The 15,458-nt window shown below is 45.1% G+C and carries 15 protein-coding genes; 14 read left to right on the top strand and 1 reads right to left on the bottom strand.

Annotated elements, in window-relative coordinates; all coding sequences use genetic code 11:
* Positions 1–82 precede the first annotated feature (82 nt).
* The 14 genes from paaZ to CHJ_RS09285 all read left to right on the top strand — a co-directional run bounded on the left by paaZ (position 83) and on the right by CHJ_RS09285 (position 13,857).
* Positions 83–2,134: a phenylacetic acid degradation bifunctional protein PaaZ gene (gene paaZ, locus CHJ_RS09350; RefSeq protein WP_317917526.1), complete on the top strand. Its 2,052-nt coding sequence runs from the start codon at positions 83–85 to the stop codon at positions 2,132–2,134.
* 188 nt (positions 2,135–2,322) lie between these two features.
* Positions 2,323–3,252, top strand: coding sequence for a 1,2-phenylacetyl-CoA epoxidase subunit PaaA (paaA, locus tag CHJ_RS09345; RefSeq protein ID WP_317917525.1), 930 nt, complete (start codon positions 2,323–2,325; stop codon positions 3,250–3,252).
* 101 nt (positions 3,253–3,353) lie between these two features.
* Positions 3,354–3,641, top strand: coding sequence for a 1,2-phenylacetyl-CoA epoxidase subunit PaaB (gene paaB, locus CHJ_RS09340; protein ID WP_171753279.1), 288 nt, complete (start codon positions 3,354–3,356; stop codon positions 3,639–3,641).
* Between the two features lie 10 nt (positions 3,642–3,651).
* On the top strand, positions 3,652–4,410 hold the full coding sequence (paaC, locus tag CHJ_RS09335) for a 1,2-phenylacetyl-CoA epoxidase subunit PaaC (protein WP_317917524.1): 759 nt from the start codon (positions 3,652–3,654) through the stop codon (positions 4,408–4,410).
* Positions 4,411–4,419: 9 nt separating this feature from the next.
* Positions 4,420–4,926, top strand: coding sequence for a 1,2-phenylacetyl-CoA epoxidase subunit PaaD (gene paaD / locus CHJ_RS09330; RefSeq protein ID WP_171753281.1), 507 nt, complete (start codon positions 4,420–4,422; stop codon positions 4,924–4,926).
* 14 nt (positions 4,927–4,940) lie between these two features.
* The gene (gene paaE / locus CHJ_RS09325) at positions 4,941–5,996 is read left to right on the top strand and encodes a 1,2-phenylacetyl-CoA epoxidase subunit PaaE (protein ID WP_171753282.1); all 1,056 of its coding nucleotides are present in this window, start codon (positions 4,941–4,943) and stop codon (positions 5,994–5,996) included.
* A gap of 13 nt (positions 5,997–6,009) precedes the next feature.
* Positions 6,010–6,798 (top strand): enoyl-CoA hydratase-related protein, encoded by a 789-nt coding sequence (locus tag CHJ_RS09320; protein WP_171753283.1) that lies wholly within the window; start codon positions 6,010–6,012, stop codon positions 6,796–6,798.
* Between the two features lie 2 nt (positions 6,799–6,800).
* A complete protein-coding gene (paaG, locus tag CHJ_RS09315) occupies positions 6,801–7,589 on the top strand; it encodes a 2-(1,2-epoxy-1,2-dihydrophenyl)acetyl-CoA isomerase PaaG (RefSeq protein ID WP_317917523.1) in 789 nt (262 codons plus the stop codon).
* Between the two features lie 4 nt (positions 7,590–7,593).
* Entirely contained in the window at positions 7,594–9,105 is a 1,512-nt protein-coding gene (locus tag CHJ_RS09310; RefSeq protein WP_317917522.1) for a 3-hydroxyacyl-CoA dehydrogenase, read from the top strand.
* Positions 9,102–9,611: a hydroxyphenylacetyl-CoA thioesterase PaaI gene (gene paaI, locus CHJ_RS09305; RefSeq protein ID WP_317917521.1), complete on the top strand. Its 510-nt coding sequence runs from the start codon at positions 9,102–9,104 to the stop codon at positions 9,609–9,611. The genes CHJ_RS09310 and paaI overlap by 4 nt, the downstream gene beginning before the upstream one ends.
* Positions 9,612–10,817 carry a 3-oxoadipyl-CoA thiolase gene (pcaF, locus tag CHJ_RS09300; RefSeq protein WP_317917520.1) on the top strand — a complete coding sequence of 402 codons (1,206 nt, stop codon included), beginning with the start codon at positions 9,612–9,614 and terminating at the stop codon, positions 10,815–10,817.
* Positions 10,818–10,887: 70 nt separating this feature from the next.
* The gene (gene paaK, locus CHJ_RS09295; RefSeq protein WP_317917519.1) at positions 10,888–12,186 is read left to right on the top strand and encodes a phenylacetate--CoA ligase PaaK; all 1,299 of its coding nucleotides are present in this window, start codon (positions 10,888–10,890) and stop codon (positions 12,184–12,186) included.
* 124 nt (positions 12,187–12,310) lie between these two features.
* A complete protein-coding gene (locus CHJ_RS09290; protein WP_171754104.1) occupies positions 12,311–13,234 on the top strand; it encodes a PaaX family transcriptional regulator C-terminal domain-containing protein in 924 nt (307 codons plus the stop codon).
* Between the two features lie 26 nt (positions 13,235–13,260).
* Positions 13,261–13,857, top strand: coding sequence for a DapH/DapD/GlmU-related protein (locus CHJ_RS09285; RefSeq protein WP_317917518.1), 597 nt, complete (start codon positions 13,261–13,263; stop codon positions 13,855–13,857).
* Positions 13,858–13,882: 25 nt separating this feature from the next.
* On the opposite strand, the gene CHJ_RS09280 is transcribed toward CHJ_RS09285, so the two are convergent.
* Positions 13,883–15,055, bottom strand: coding sequence for a D-alanyl-D-alanine carboxypeptidase family protein (locus CHJ_RS09280; protein WP_171754106.1), 1,173 nt, complete (start codon positions 15,053–15,055; stop codon positions 13,883–13,885).
* Positions 15,056–15,458 lie beyond the last annotated feature (403 nt).

Genomic DNA, 15,458 nt, shown 5'->3' with positions numbered 1-15,458 from the left:
AAGATGTAATTTTGTGATTTGAGTGCGGTTTTTATGTGCACTCAATGTTGCAATTTTGTGATTGTTTAATGAGGGACAAAAAATGGAAAAGTTAACCAGCTACGTAGCAGGGAATTGGTACTTCGGGAATGGCAATGTTCGCACTGTGGCGAGCGCTTTAAATGGCGAACCTATGTGGCAAGTGAGCGCTGAGGGTATGGACACTCAAGCGGCACTAGAATTTGGTCGAGAAAAAGGAACAAAGGCGTTGAGCTCAATGACGTTTTTGCAGCGAGCTAACATGATTAAAGAGTTAGCTAAATACCTACTATCGCGCAAAGAAGAATTCTATAAACTTTCTCAACACACCGGTGCAACTAGAGTTGATTCATGGATTGATATAGAAGGCGGTGTCGCGACCCTATTTAACTACTCAGGCCTTGCCAATCGTGAATTGCCCAATGATGTGATCTGGGCAGAAGACCAACTGATCCCACTATCAAAAGAGGGTGGGTTTGCTGCGCGTCATTTTTTGACAAGTAAAACAGGGGTCGCGCTGCATATAAATGCTTATAACTTTCCTTGTTGGGGAATGCTAGAAAAGCTAGCTCCAACTTGGCTGGCGGGTGTCGCCGCAATTGTAAAACCGGCAACAGATACCGCTTACTTAACACAGGCAATGGTAAAGGCCATGGAAGAGAGTGGCTTGCTTCCAGAAGGAGCGATTCAGGTCATTTGTGGCTCTGTGGGTGATATGTTTAACCAGTTAGATTTTCAAGATGTGGTCACTTTTACCGGATCTGCGGCAACGGGGCAGATGCTAAAATCTCACCCCAACATTATCGCCAAATCTATTCCATTTACTATGGAAGCTGACTCCCTTAACTGTGCCATCTTAGGTGATGATGTTACGGTGGATATGGCTGAATTTAAACTGTTTGTCCGTGAAGTAACCAGAGAGATCACTGTAAAAGCGGGGCAGAAGTGTACCGCTATCCGTCGGGCAATTGTACCAGAACACCTAATCGATGATGTGGCTAAAGCGCTGGTTAGCAAGCTTGAACAAGTTGTTGTTGGTGACCCGAGTATTGAAGGTGTAAAAATGGGCGCCTTGGCGGGGCAGTCTCAGGTAACCGACGTAAAAGAGATAGTGACTACATTATCAAATTATTGTGAGGTTCTTACCGGTGGCAACCAAGCCTCATTGTCGATAAAAGGTTCACAAAGTGGAGCGTATTATCCGCCTACGCTTTTACGCTGTAACAATCCACTTGAGGTAGACGCGGTTCATGCCGAAGAAGCGTTTGGTCCGGTTTGTACTTTAATGCCATACAGCAACATCAAGCAAGCGGGTCAAATTGCCAAAAAAGGCAGAGGCAGTTTAGTTGCAAGTATTGTCACAGCATCACCGAAAGTAGCCTCTGATCTTGCCCTTGATATTGCTGCTTGCCATGGGCGGTTGCATGTTCTTAATCAAGAGTCCAGCAAGGAATCAACAGGGCATGGTTCACCATTACCTATGTTAGTGCATGGTGGACCTGGTCGTGCCGGTGGCGGTGAAGAGATGGGTGGGCTGCGTGGTGTTAAGCATTATATGCAACGTACCGCCATTCAGGGTTCTCCGAGTATGCTAGCCAGTATAGGTGGTGAGTGGGTTAGAGGCGCGGTAACCACCCGTGATGTTGCTCACCCATTTAAAAAGTATTTTGAGGATCTTGCGGTAGGTGAAACGTTAACCACCGCAAGACGCACGATTACCGAAGCTGATATTGTTAATTTCGCCTGTCTAAGTGGGGATCATTTCTATGCCCATATGGATGAAATCGCCGCTAAGGAGTCGATGTTTGGCGAACGTGTGGCGCATGGATACTTCATTATCTCTGCTGCGGCTGGATTGTTCGTCGAAGCGGCACCTGGGCCAGTCTTGGCAAACTATGGAATGGATGACTTACGATTCATTGAGCCGGTTAAAATCGGTGATACGATTCAAGTGCATCTAACCTGTAAAAAGAAAACCAAGAAACGCCAAAAAAATGAAGAAGAACAAGCAGTAGGCGTTGTGGCGTGGGATGTGGAAGTTACCAATCAAGAGGGGACACCCGTCGCCCTGTATACCATTCTAACCTTAGTCGCTCGACAACAGAGTGATTTCTAATTAAAGCGCTGTTTTGTCAGTGCTTATCTTAACAGGGCCGTTGTGCCCTGTTTTTTATCGTTCACACATCAATCATATCTAAGTCAAATATATTTTAATTAATTGTAAATATAATGTTGCCAATTGTGTTTTATGTGATACATTATTTTTACACTAAATAAATATTATGTATCACGAATGGAGGCGGTATGTCTTTAGAGCAAACATGGTTCGAAGAGAAAATAGAACAAGAGATTGCTATAGAACCCAAGGATTGGATGCCAGAAGGGTATCGTAAAACCTTAGTACGTCAGATTGGTCAGCATGCACATTCGGAAGTGGTTGGAATGCTACCGGAAGCGAACTGGTTAACTCGTGCACCATCATTGCGTCGTAAAGCGGTACTGCTAGCCAAAATTCAGGATGAAGCGGGTCATGGTATGTATTTGTACAGTGCAGCAGAAACACTGGATGGCGAGCGTCATGACCTTTATCAAAAGATGTTAACTGGCGAGATGAAGTACTCATCCATTTTTAACTATCCAACGCTTAATTGGGCGGATGTTGGCGTGATTGGCTGGTTGGTAGATGGCGCAGCGATTGTCAATCAAGTAGCACTGTGTCGAACCTCTTACGGTCCTTACGCGAGAGCGATGGTACGTATTTGTAAAGAAGAGAGTTTTCATCAGCGTCAAGGCTACGAAGCTTGCCGAGCGTTGGCTGATGGCAGTGAAGAGCAGAAAGCGATGCTGCAAGACTCAATTAATCGTTGGTGGTGGCCGGCATTGATGATGTTTGGCCCAAGCGACAGTGACTCCCCAAACTCAGCAAAAAGCATGGCGTGGAAGATAAAGCGCGTCAGTAATGACGATTTGCGCCAGAAATTTGTTGATAACACGGTACATCAAGTCCACGCCCTCGGTATGAGCATCCCAGATGCAGACTTAAAGTGGGATGAAGAGACAGGTCACTATCAGTTTGGTGAGATTGACTGGACTGAGTTTTATCAAGTGATTAATGGACATGGCATGTGTAATCACGAGCGAATTAAAGCGAAACAGCAAGCTTGGCAAGATGGTGAATGGGTGCGTGAGGCGGCATTGGCCCACTCAAAAAAACAGATGGAAAGTGCGGCTTAACACCATCTAGCTGTTGAAATATTGACGAAAGCAGGGCTAGAAGAGCGCAGAGAGAACAACAAGCACTAGCACTGATTGGAACAAGATTAAGGAGAATCAAAATGAGTTCATTTAACTGGCCATTGTATGAAGTTTTTGTGCGCAGTAAGCGAGGATTAGATCATAAGCATGTCGGTAGTGTACGTGCTGCTGATGGGCAGATGGCTTTGGAAGCTGCACGAGATTTATACACTCGCCGTAGTGAAGGCTGTTCTATCTGGGTGGTTGAATCAATGCAAATTACCGCTTCACAGCCGAGTGAGTCCGGACCACTTTTTGACCCAGCAGAGGACAAAGTGTACCGACATGCTAGTCACTATGTTATCCCCGCTGACATTAAGCACATGTAAGGAGTCATCGATGGATTTACAACAGCTTAAAGTCAACTACTTACTACAACTTGCGGATACAAATTTAATACTAAGTCATCGTCTAGCTGAATGGTGTGGTGTCGCACCTGAGCTCGAGATTGATATGGCGTGGGCCAACATCGGCTTAGATCTGTTAGGAGAAGCTCGCAACTGCTATCAATATGCAGGGCAATTAGAAGGATTGAACAAAACCGAAGACGACTATGCCTACTTGAGAGAAGAGCGAGAATACAAAAATTTACTGATTGCTGAGCGCCCTAATGAAGGATTCGATGTTTCATTAGTCAGGCAGTTTCTCTACGACCATTTCCATAATTTGCTACTGCAATCGTTGAGCACAAGTGCAGATGAACAACTGGCCGCCATTGCCAAAAAATCCGTTAAAGAAGCCTCTTATCACCTGCGGTATACATCCGGTTGGTTGGAACGCTTAGGTGACGGAACAGAACTGAGTAACAGTAAAGTTCAAACCGCGTTAAATGATCTGTGGCGTTATAGCGACGAGATGTTTGTACCAAGTGCAGAAGAAAAAGCGTTGGCAGAATTGGGGATTATTGTAGATGTCAGCCAATTAAAGCAGCAGTGGCTAGACAATGTTCAGGCTGATCTCACTAAATCGAAACTGAGTTTACCAGAGACTAAGTATGCACAGTTAGGCGGAAAAGTGGGGCAGCATAGTGAACACCTCGGCTTTATTTTAGCTGAACTCCAATACCTGCAACGAACCTACCCAAACCAACAATGGTAGATATTTCGTATGGTTAATCAAATAGTTGACGCATTTACTGATCCTCAATCATATCGAGTTTGGCAACTGGTTAGTGCCATTCCCGATCCCGAGATTCCGGTTATATCCATTGGCGAGCTGGGAATGGTGCGAGGTGTGGAAAAGCAGGGAACAAAATGGTTAGTGAAGTTTACTCCCACTTACTCAGGGTGTCCTGCCACAGAAATATTGATAAGTGATATACGCAGTACTTTAGCTAAAGAAGGGTTTAGCCAAGTTGCGGTAGAGATTCAGTTGGATCCCGCGTGGACCACTGACTGGATGCAAGAGTCGAGTAAGCAGAAATTGCGTGAGTATGGCATTGCACCACCAGACAGAAAGGCGTGTATGCAGAGTGCCATCAACCCTCAGCCACAATGTCCACATTGCGGCAGTGACGATAGCAAAATGGTCAGTGAGTTCGGCTCAACGGCCTGTAAAGCTCATTATCAATGCAGGGAATGCAAAGAACCATTTGACTACTTCAAGTGCATATAAAGTAAGGGATTATAATGACAGATTTCGACACATTAACAGTGGCGGGAATCGATAAGCAAACCGACGACTCGGTAATTGTTACATTCGATGTTCCGTCACAGCTAGAAAGTAAATTCAGCTTTCATCCTGGTCAACATCTGACCATCAAAACCACGATTGATGAGCAAGAGCTTAGACGCTGCTACTCAATATGTTCTTCCCCTGATGAACACAAAATTCAGATTGGTATTAAAGCGATTACGGATGGACGATTTTCAAACTATGCGGTTCACCAACTTAAAGTGGGCGATCAGCTAGAGGTTATGTCACCGCAAGGAAGTTTTGGTTTTACCCCTGTTAGCGGTGAGCAAAAGAACTACCTCGGTATAGCGGTAGGCTCAGGCATTACTCCTATTTTGTCTATGTTAAAGAGTGCCTTACAGCAAGAGAGCAGCAGCACTTTTACCCTACTGTACGGAAACCGAAATGCCAACAGCATGATGTTCCGTAATCAATTACTTGAACTAAAAAATCGTTACCCTGACCGTCTGCATGTGAACTGCTTCTTCTCTCGTGAAAGTAATGACGTGGAGTTATGGAATGGTCGTCTTGACGGTGACAAATTGAAGCAACTTGGTGGCAGCTTGTTTGATTGGAGTCAGTTTGATGCTTGTTATGTTTGTGGTCCAGAAGAGATTCTAGAGACCTGTTATACCGTGCTTGTTGAGGGTGGTTTAAGTGAAGATAACTACCATGTAGAACGATTTAATACCGCAAGTAAATCAAGAGAGAAGCCACTCAATCAGTCAGAAAGTACCGTTGTGACGCTAAAGCGTGACGGACGAGTAATGAATATCGATATGACGTCGCAGGACGACAGCGTATTAGATGCCGCTTTACGTCAAGGGGTTGATTTACCTTATGCATGTAAAGGTGGTGTATGCGCAACATGTATCTGCAAAGTTAAATCTGGTCAGGTTGAAATGGCCACCAATTACAGCTTAGAAGCGGAGCAAGTTGAAAACGGTTATGTACTAAGTTGTCAGGCTGTGCCGACCTCTAGTGAAATTGAAATTGACTTCGATGTGTAAGGGAGTGGGCCATATGACGCAGCAAAATGACAACAAAGATCTTTACTGCGATATGAGTGCAGAAGGTGTATTGACACTGACTCTGAATCGACCGCACAAACGTAATGCGCTAAGTAACGATGTGTTACGGCAGCTAGGTGACCTATTAGAAAACGCCAGTGATGAACCTAGCGTGAAATCCGTGGTGATATATGGCGGGCAAGAGATGTTCGCTGCTGGAGCAGATCTGGGCGAGTTATCGACACAGAGAGCAATCACCACTTGGCAAAACCCGCGGCCGAAACTTTGGCAGCAAATTGATCAGTTTGAGAAGCCGTTGATTGCGGCGGTAAATGGTTACGCACTGGGAGCCGGGCTGGAGCTTGTGCTGTTATGTGACATTGTGATTGCTGGGGATAACACCCTTTTTGGTTTGCCGGAAATCACCCTAGGCTTAATGCCCGGTGCCGGAGGCACTCAGCGTTTGGCGCGCACTGTCGGTAAGTCACTTGCCAATCAGATGGTGTTAACTGGGCAACCTATTTCTGCAAAAAGAGCACTGCAAGCTGGATTGATCAGTGAAGTCACAGTAACAGAAAACACACTCCATAAGGCGCAGCAGATAGCCAGCACAATTGCTAAGCGAGCACCGTTAGCCGTTAAAGCCGCTAAAACCTCGCTTAAATCTGTTGCAAACAGCTCGTTAACTCAAGGTTTAGTGATGGAGCGACAACTGTTCAGTTTACTGGCAGAGACCAAAGACAGAGAAGAAGGTATTCAAGCTTTTTTGGCAAAAAAAGAGCCGATATTTAAAGGAATATAGACATGGACAGTTCTATTTTATTGCATATAGAAGCGGGTGTTGCGCTTATTACGCTTAATCGCCCAAAACAGCTCAACAGCTTTAACCCCGATATGCATAAAGCGCTTCGGGCAGCATTAAAGCAAGCTGAGAAGGATGAGTCGGTTCGTGCGGTGTTAATTACCGGTAGTGGACGAGGATTCTGTGCGGGTCAAGACCTGAATGACCGTAATGTCAGCGATGCTGAAGATGTTCCCAACTTAGGTAACAGCATTGAGAAATATTATAACCCTCTTGTAAAACAGATTAGCCAAATGCCAAAACCGGTTATCGCGGCGGTGAATGGTGTTGCGGCAGGTGCGGGAGCAAATATCGCTTTGGCGTGTGACATTGTTTTTGCTGGAAAATCGGCATCGTTTATTCAAGCATTTTGCAAGATTGGTTTAATACCCGATTGTGGGGGCACTTGGCAGTTACCACGTTTGGTGGGCAGCGCTCGAGCCAAAGGCTTAATGATGCTTGGTGACAAGGTGACGGCAACGAAAGCAGAGCAATGGGGGATGATTTGGCAGTGTGTTGATGATGAGCAGCTAATCGAATCTGCGATGGCTGTGGCTAGCCATTTGGCGACCCAACCAACCCAAGGTTTGAGTCTAATTAAAAAGGCCTTATCTCACTCAAGTCATAACGATTTTTATCAACAGCTTGAGTTGGAGAAAGACCTACAAACTATGGCTGGTCGTACCGAAGATTATCGCGAAGGGATTCAAGCTTTCTTTGAAAAGCGTGCATCACAATTTAAAGGGAAGTAAAACCATGAGTGAATCGATACAGACTGTCGCGGTTATCGGTGCCGGCACGATGGGAGCGGGGATTGCTCAAGTGGCTGCACAAGCAGGCTATCAAGCGGTGCTTTTTGACCTACAAGAAGGAAAAGCGCTAGACGCCAAAAGTACCATAGAGAAACAGTTAACTAAGCGCGTTGCCCGCGCCAAAATGACTCAGGAAAATCTTGATGCTTTGCTACAGCGGATTGAGTGCTCAACGCAATTGCAAGATGTAGCGAAAGCGGATTTAGTCATCGAAGCAATTGTTGAAAACCTGCAAATCAAACAGAGCCTTTTTCAAGACTTAGAGAAAATATGTCGCAACGACTGCCTGTTAGCCAGTAATACTTCTTCCATATCGATTACTTCTATTGCGAGTGCGTTAGAGAAACCAGAGCGATTTGTAGGGCTGCACTTTTTTAACCCTGCACCATTGATGAAATTGGTTGAAGTGGTCCGAGGCATCGCTACCGATGACAACGTCTGCCAACAAGCGAAATCGTGGGCTCAGTCATGTGGCAAACACGCGGTGGTTACTCGTTCACTGCCGGGATTTATCGTTAATCGAGTTGCTCGCCCATTTTACGCAGAAGCGCTTCGGGTATTAGAGGTGCGCGCGGCGACGATAGAAGATATTGACTACTGCTTAACACAAGCCGGGCAGTTCAAAATGGGGCCTTTTAGCTTGATGGATCTCATTGGTCATGACGTTAACTATGCTGTGACTAAAAGCGTCTACGATGCTTTCTACCAAGATAAACGTTTTGTACCGTCACTGATTCAAAAAGAGCTGGTTGACGCTGGGTTTTTGGGGCGTAAATCCGGACGAGGCTTTTATCACTATTCGGACTCGGCGCCACTCACCGCACCCAACTTTGCAGCGATTACCCTTCTGGGAACTCAGCCACCATCGATAACGCTACACGGAGATTGGTGCTCTGCTACTACATTCGTCGAATTGACAGGTGCACCTCTATCGGAAGCAAATAACGATACGCCATACGCTGACATTAACGGCGTATACGTCGCGCCAACTCAAGGTATCAGTGCTTATCAGTTGGCAGATACCCTTGAACGTCCAGTGGTTTTATTTGACTTTTGCCAAGACTATCACGCCAGTGAGGTGATTATTCTCGCGTCAGCAGAACAGAATAGCCAAAAAGAGACCGATTCTGTGGTGGCTTACTTTCAAAGTAAAGGTAAACACGTACTACTAATTGACGACTATCCGGGGCTGATTGTCTGGCGTACATGGTGCATGCTTATCAATGAGGCGCTCGACTTGGCGAATCAAGATGGCGCATCCATGCCAGATATCGATACGGCAATGAAGAGCGGCGTGAATTATCCAAGCGGGCCAATAGAGCAAGGAGAGCATGTTGGCTGGCAAAAAGTACTGACTACCCTAATGAATTTACAGCAGTTTTACGGTGAAGAGCGCTATCGCCCATCGCCACTGCTGAGTCGATTCGCGCTGACCAGAAAAGGAAACAAAACATGACTTTATCTACCTCAGCAAAGGTGCAACAAGAAAACCAGCAGCAGACAGTTGAACCAGACGCCGCCGAACAATTGATTGCCGAGCGAAACACGGCAGAACGAGCGGTAGCCGCGATGTTGCAGCATGATCACTGTACCAAAGAGATGGGCATGCAAGTGGTTGATGTAGCAAAGGGCAGCGCCACTGTGATCATGCGAGTGACACAAGCAATGTTAAACGGACACAGTAGTTGCCATGGCGGTATGTTGTTCGCCCTTGGGGACAGCGCATTTGCCTTCGCGTGCAATAGCGAAAATCAGGCAGCGGTCGCGGCGGGGTGCAGTATTGAGTATATCCGACCAGCGTTCGAAGGAGACCAGCTTACCGCGGTTGCTCAAGTAAAAACACAGGGAAAAATTACCGGTACTTATGATGTGGAAATAAGTAACCAACATAATAAATTGGTGGCGCTATTTCGTGGTAAGTCCCATCGAATTGGCAAGCAACTTGTTGAAGAGGATATCTAAGTGACGAATGCATATATTTGCGATGGAGTGCGTACACCAATCGGTCGATTTGGTGGTGCATTATCGGCGGTAAGGGCGGACGATTTAGGCGCTATTCCGTTAAAAGCCTTGATGGAACGCTATCCGGCCATTGATTGGACTCAAGTCGATGATGTTGTTTTAGGCTGCGCCAACCAAGCGGGTGAAGATAACCGTGATGTAGCACGAATGTCGTTGTTGCTGGCAGGCTTACCCGTCAATGTCTCGGGAACAACAATGAATCGATTGTGCGGCTCAGGAATGGATGCTATCAGCCATGCATCGCGAACCATTAAAGCGGGAGAAGCATCTTTAATGCTCGCGGGGGGCGTCGAGTCCATGTCTCGCGCACCTTACGTAATGAACAAAGCAACGTCGGCGTTTGCTCGAGATGGGCAGCTATTTGATACCACCATAGGCTGGCGTTTTATTAACCCTGCTTTGCAAGCCAAGTATGGAACCGATTCTATGCCTGAAACCGCGGAGAATGTGGCAAATCGCTATAGCATTAGTCGTGAAGATCAGGATGCCTATGCACTGCGCAGTCAGCAACGAACACAACAAGCAAAAGAGTCTGGCATCTTGGCGCAAGAGATCGTTTCAGTGTCAATTCCACAACGAAAGGGTGATGCCCTCGTGGTGACTGAAGATGAACATCCTCGACCGCAAACAACGTTAGCACAGCTGTCTGCACTGAGAACGCCATTTGCAGAGCAAGGGTCGGTAACCGCTGGTAACTCATCTGGAGTCAATGATGGTGCTGCTGCACTGTTGCTTGCGAATGATGATGCAGTGACACGTTTTGGACTAACGCCAAAAGCGAAAGTGATCGCGACCGCTACCGTAGGGGTTGAACCCGCTGTAATGGGAATTGGACCTGCACCAGCTGCAAAAAAAGCGCTTGAGATGGCAGGTCTATCTATTGCTGATATGGATGTTATCGAGTTGAACGAAGCGTTTGCTTCGCAAGCCTTAGCGGTTATGCGTGAGTTAGCACTTCCCGATGATGCTGCGCATGTTAATGCCAATGGGGGAGCCATTGCATTGGGTCATCCTTTAGGTATGAGCGGCGCCAGAATCGTTATGGCTGCGTGTAACGAGCTAAAAAGAAAACAAGCTAGATATGCACTGTGCTGTATGTGCGTAGGAGTTGGGCAAGGAATTGCCATGATCATAGAGAACGTCTGAATAATTAAAACAGAAAAAGACGTAGTAAGTCAGTGGTTAAACACAAAAGGATTTCTGAGGAGAAACAAGCATGGTTAACTTTTCAAATACATTGGAAGGTATAGAAACGGCTTCTATTGAAGAATTGCGAGAGCTGCAATTTAGACGTATGAAATGGACATTAGAACACGCGTACAAAAACTCGCCTATGTACATCAAGAAGTTTGATGAGGCAGGGGTTCATCCGTCGGATTTTAAATGTCTTGAGGATATTAACAAGTTCCCATATACCACTAAACAAGATTTACGTGAAAATTACCCATTTGGTACTTTTGCGGTGCCAATGCAAGATGTGGCGCGTGTTCATGCCTCATCTGGCACAACAGGAAAACCAACCGTAGTTGGATACACTCAAAATGACATTGATACGTGGGCGTCTATCGTTGCTCGATCGATTCGTGCAGCAGGGGGAAGTGCAAAAGACATCATTCATATTGCTTATGGTTACGGGTTATTCACCGGAGGCCTAGGCGCGTATTATGGTGCAGAGAAGCTTGGCGCAACTGTGATTCCAATGTCTGGAGGACAAACGGAAAAGCAAGTTCAGCTGATTGAGGACTTTAAACCATCAATCATCATGGTCACGCCTTCTTATTGCTTAAACTTGTTGGATAAACTGGAGAAAAGCTACCCAGATGGGGATGCATCACAATGTTCTCTTAAAGTGGGTATTTTCGGGGCTGAGCCTTGGTCTAACGAGATGCGTAAAGAGATCGAACAGAGATTAGGCATTACCGCACTCGATATTTATGGGCTATCTGAAGTGATGGGACCCGGTGTTGCAATGGAGTGCGCAGAAACAAAAGATGGCCCAACCATCTGGGAAGACCATTTTTACCCAGAAGTGATAGACCCGAATTCTGGATTGGTTATGCCGGATGGTGAACATGGAGAGTTGGTCTTTACCTCGCTAACAAAAGAAGCGATGCCCGTTATTCGTTATCGTACACGAGACTTAACTCGACTGCTGCCGGGCACCGCAAGACCGATGCGCCGAATGGATAAAATAACCGGTCGTAGTGACGATATGTTGATTATTCGTGGTGTGAATGTCTTCCCTTCCCAAATTGAAGAGCAGATTCTTCAAATCGAGCAACTTAGCCCGCACTATCAGCTGGAAGTTATTCGTAAAGGGAACTTGGATCATTTAGTCGTACTGATTGAAGTGAAAGACAACATTTTCCTTGATGATGCTGTTCAAATTACCGCTAAATTGCAGCATCAGGTTAAATCTATGATAGGTATTTCCACAACCATCGATTTGCTTCCTGTTGATGGCATACCACGTTCAGAAGGTAAAGCTGTGCGAGTTCGAGATCTTCGTAACTAAACTCAGTAAAACCGCACAAATGTCTCTGTAAGCAGGGGCATTTGTGTGTTGAGTAGTTGACAATAAATCGCGAACTAGCATTATTAAGCGATTAATTTATTCCCTTGTTCTAAATGGAGTTATCTTGAACAAAGAACTAGACATTTTTTTTGACCAGATGAAGAGTCATCAATCCATTAGTGGCACTTCCTTGATTGTCTCTTTTTACGGTGATTATCTGTGGACTTGTGGCGGCGGTATTTGGTTAGGTTCACTGATTCACTTGATGGAAACATTAGGTTTTAATCAACGTGTTGTACGCTCTTCAGTGTTTCGGTTGCATAAAGATGAATGGTTAACGGTTTCTAAAGAGGGGCGAAAAAGCTATTACTATTTAGAGCCGGAGCGATACAACGAAATGTTGGTTGCCAATAAAAAAATATACCACTCCGATAGTCCAGAATGGAATAACCGCTGGAATCTGATCCATACCGATTTAGGCCCAACACATAGCAATAAAGCACAAGTCCGTTATTTGCAGCACAAAGGCTTTGGTCTATTTGATAAAGATTTTTTTATTCAGCCTGACCTTCAACAACTGACGCCAGAAATTAAGCAGCAAATAACCGAAAAACTACCTTCTGCGAAAATATTCCAACAGGCAGAGCTTTTTTCAAATGACAGCAGTACGTTGAGAGATATGGTCAGCCAAGCGTGGGATTTACAACGTATTGAGCAGGAATATAACGATTTTATTGGCTTATTTGAACCGATATGGCAGGTTTTAAATAGCAGCGATAAAAATGAAATTAGTCACGCGAATGCTTTTAAAATGCGCTTGCTGGTTATTCATTTTTATCGTCGGATTATCGTTAGAGATCCAGATTTGCCCGCGGCACTACTGCCGCAAGATTGGCCAAGGAAGAAGGCCGAGCAGATGGCGATTAATGTCTATCATAAAGTGCACGCTAAAGCGTTGACGTATCTAATGGAGAACAGTGAAACGGCAAATGGAAAACTGCCGATGCCGTCTCCTAATTACTATATTCGCTTTGGCGGATTAAGCTAGGCGCAAATATTTCTAAGGATGGAATCATGCCTATTTATCAATTCGCTGGGGTAACACCCGTAATTCACTCCAGTGCTTTTGTGCATCCTAGTGCTGAGATTATTGGTGATGTCATTATTGAACAGAATGTCTATGTCGGCCCGTTAGCTGTGCTTCGGGGCGATTTTGGGCGCTTGATTGTTAGGCGCGGTGCCAATATTCAAGACAATTGTGTTATGCACGGTTTTCCAGGTGAAGAGACGGTACTGGAACAGAATGTTCATGTTGGCCACGGTGCTATTATTCACGGCTGCTATATAGAAGAGAACACACTCATTGGCATGAATGCAGTTGTGATGGATTTAGCTCGAATAGGAAAAGAATCGATTGTTGGTGCCAATAGCTTTGTAAAAACCAAAAGCCAATATGAGTCGAGAAGTATGATTATTGGTAGTCCTGCTCGTGTGATAAGGGAAGTGACCGACAAAGAGTTAAGTTGGAAAGAGAGAGGCACTAAACTGTATCAACGTCTCGCTGAACGTAGTCACAGCGAGTTAAAACAGGTTGAGCCTCTTCGTCAGATAGAGCCAGATAGAAAAACGGTCTCATGGGATATTCGTCATACTATTAAAGACCCTAGTTAATCTATCTCAGCGTTTGTTCAGGAGTTTAGTCGGAAAACTTGCTCATTATTGAACTGAAAAATAAGCGGATGCTATCTATGGTTCGTCCAAACCATGATGCGGGTTGTATGGCTTCTTTGGTTACCAATGGCGTACTGTAAACCGTTTCACCTTCAACTTGCCATTTTGCAACACCAACAACTTGCCCTTTTGATAGCGGTGCTTCCAGAGGTTCATCTATCTCAATGACTCGTGTGGTATGTTCGATCTGCTTTCTAGGAAGAGTGATATACACATCATTATTCACGCCAAGAGACACTTTACTTTTCTCGCCTTTCCAGACCACGCTGTATGTTAAAGGGCGGCTCTCTTTGGCAAAGCTTTTAGTGTCGAAAAATCGAAATCCATACGACAAGAGTTTGCGGGTCTCTTCGACACGTAACCTTTTGCTATCGGTTCCCATGATGACGGAGATTAATCTAAGTCTGCCCTCTTTGGCAGAAGCGGTTAAACCATATCCAGCACTGCGAGTGTAACCTGTTTTGCCTCCGTCCACTTTTAGCGACTTATCCCACAGCAACTTGTTACGATTGTATTGAGTTATTTTGTTCCAAGTAAAATTGCGAATCTTATATAAATGATATACCTCTGGCGTATCTTTAATTATACGCTGCATAAGTAGTGCCGTATCGTATGGGGTTGTCCGGTTGCCATCTCCGTCCAGTCCATGCACATTGACATAATGTGTATTCTTCATGCCAATTTCTTTGGCTTTTTCATTCATTAATTTTATAAAAGCGGTCTGGTTTCCTGCGATATGTTCTGCCAGAGCCACGCAAGCATCGTTACCGGATTGTACAATAACCCCTTTGAGTAAATTCTCAATTTCGACTTCATCTTTGGGTTGAATGAACATTTTTGAAGAGTTGGGAAACTTCATTGACCAAGCATTAACACTCACGGTCGCCTTGTCTTGCCAATGCAGGCGACCGGCGCTGATCTCTTGTCCAACAAGATAAGCGGTCATTAATTTGGTAAAACTCGCGGGGGCGGATGGTTGATTTTGCCCTGATGAGGCGAGAACTTCCCCTGATAAGTAATCCATCAATATATAATTATCTGAAGAGAGTTTTGGCGGTTCTGGAATGGTAATAGACAGCGCAGGCATAGGAAGCGCAATGGCAATGGCTAAAACCATGGATTTGATGTTATATCTCATCCCATTTTCCTTTATAAGGGTGATAAACATATACTCAAATTACCTCAAGGTGCTTGTTCAGCGAGAATTTATTGGCTGCTGATCAAGGCACTGATTTGAAGGCATAGTCATTCTACGGCAAGAATCAGTAACACAGAGCAGGGGCCAATAAAACTCGCCCTTTGGGAGCACATCAACACGCCCATTTCTGCGTCAGATAATCTTGAAAGGGAATGCCATTCCTTCAATTATCTTTCTTGAACTGAACTTGTTGATGTTGCTCTGAATCCTGCATCTTGAGATTACTTGAGTATAGATCGCTTAGACTTGAGGCTGTTAACCTTAATCATAGTAAATACTAACAGTTAATGACGATGTTGTGCGTTATTTTTCATATGCTTGCATACAGATTCGAATAAAAATC

It is taken from the genome of Vibrio sp. MACH09, assembly GCF_033238805.1.
Lineage (GTDB): Bacteria > Pseudomonadota > Gammaproteobacteria > Enterobacterales > Vibrionaceae > Vibrio.
This window is presented reverse-complemented; position numbering and strand designations above follow the sequence as displayed.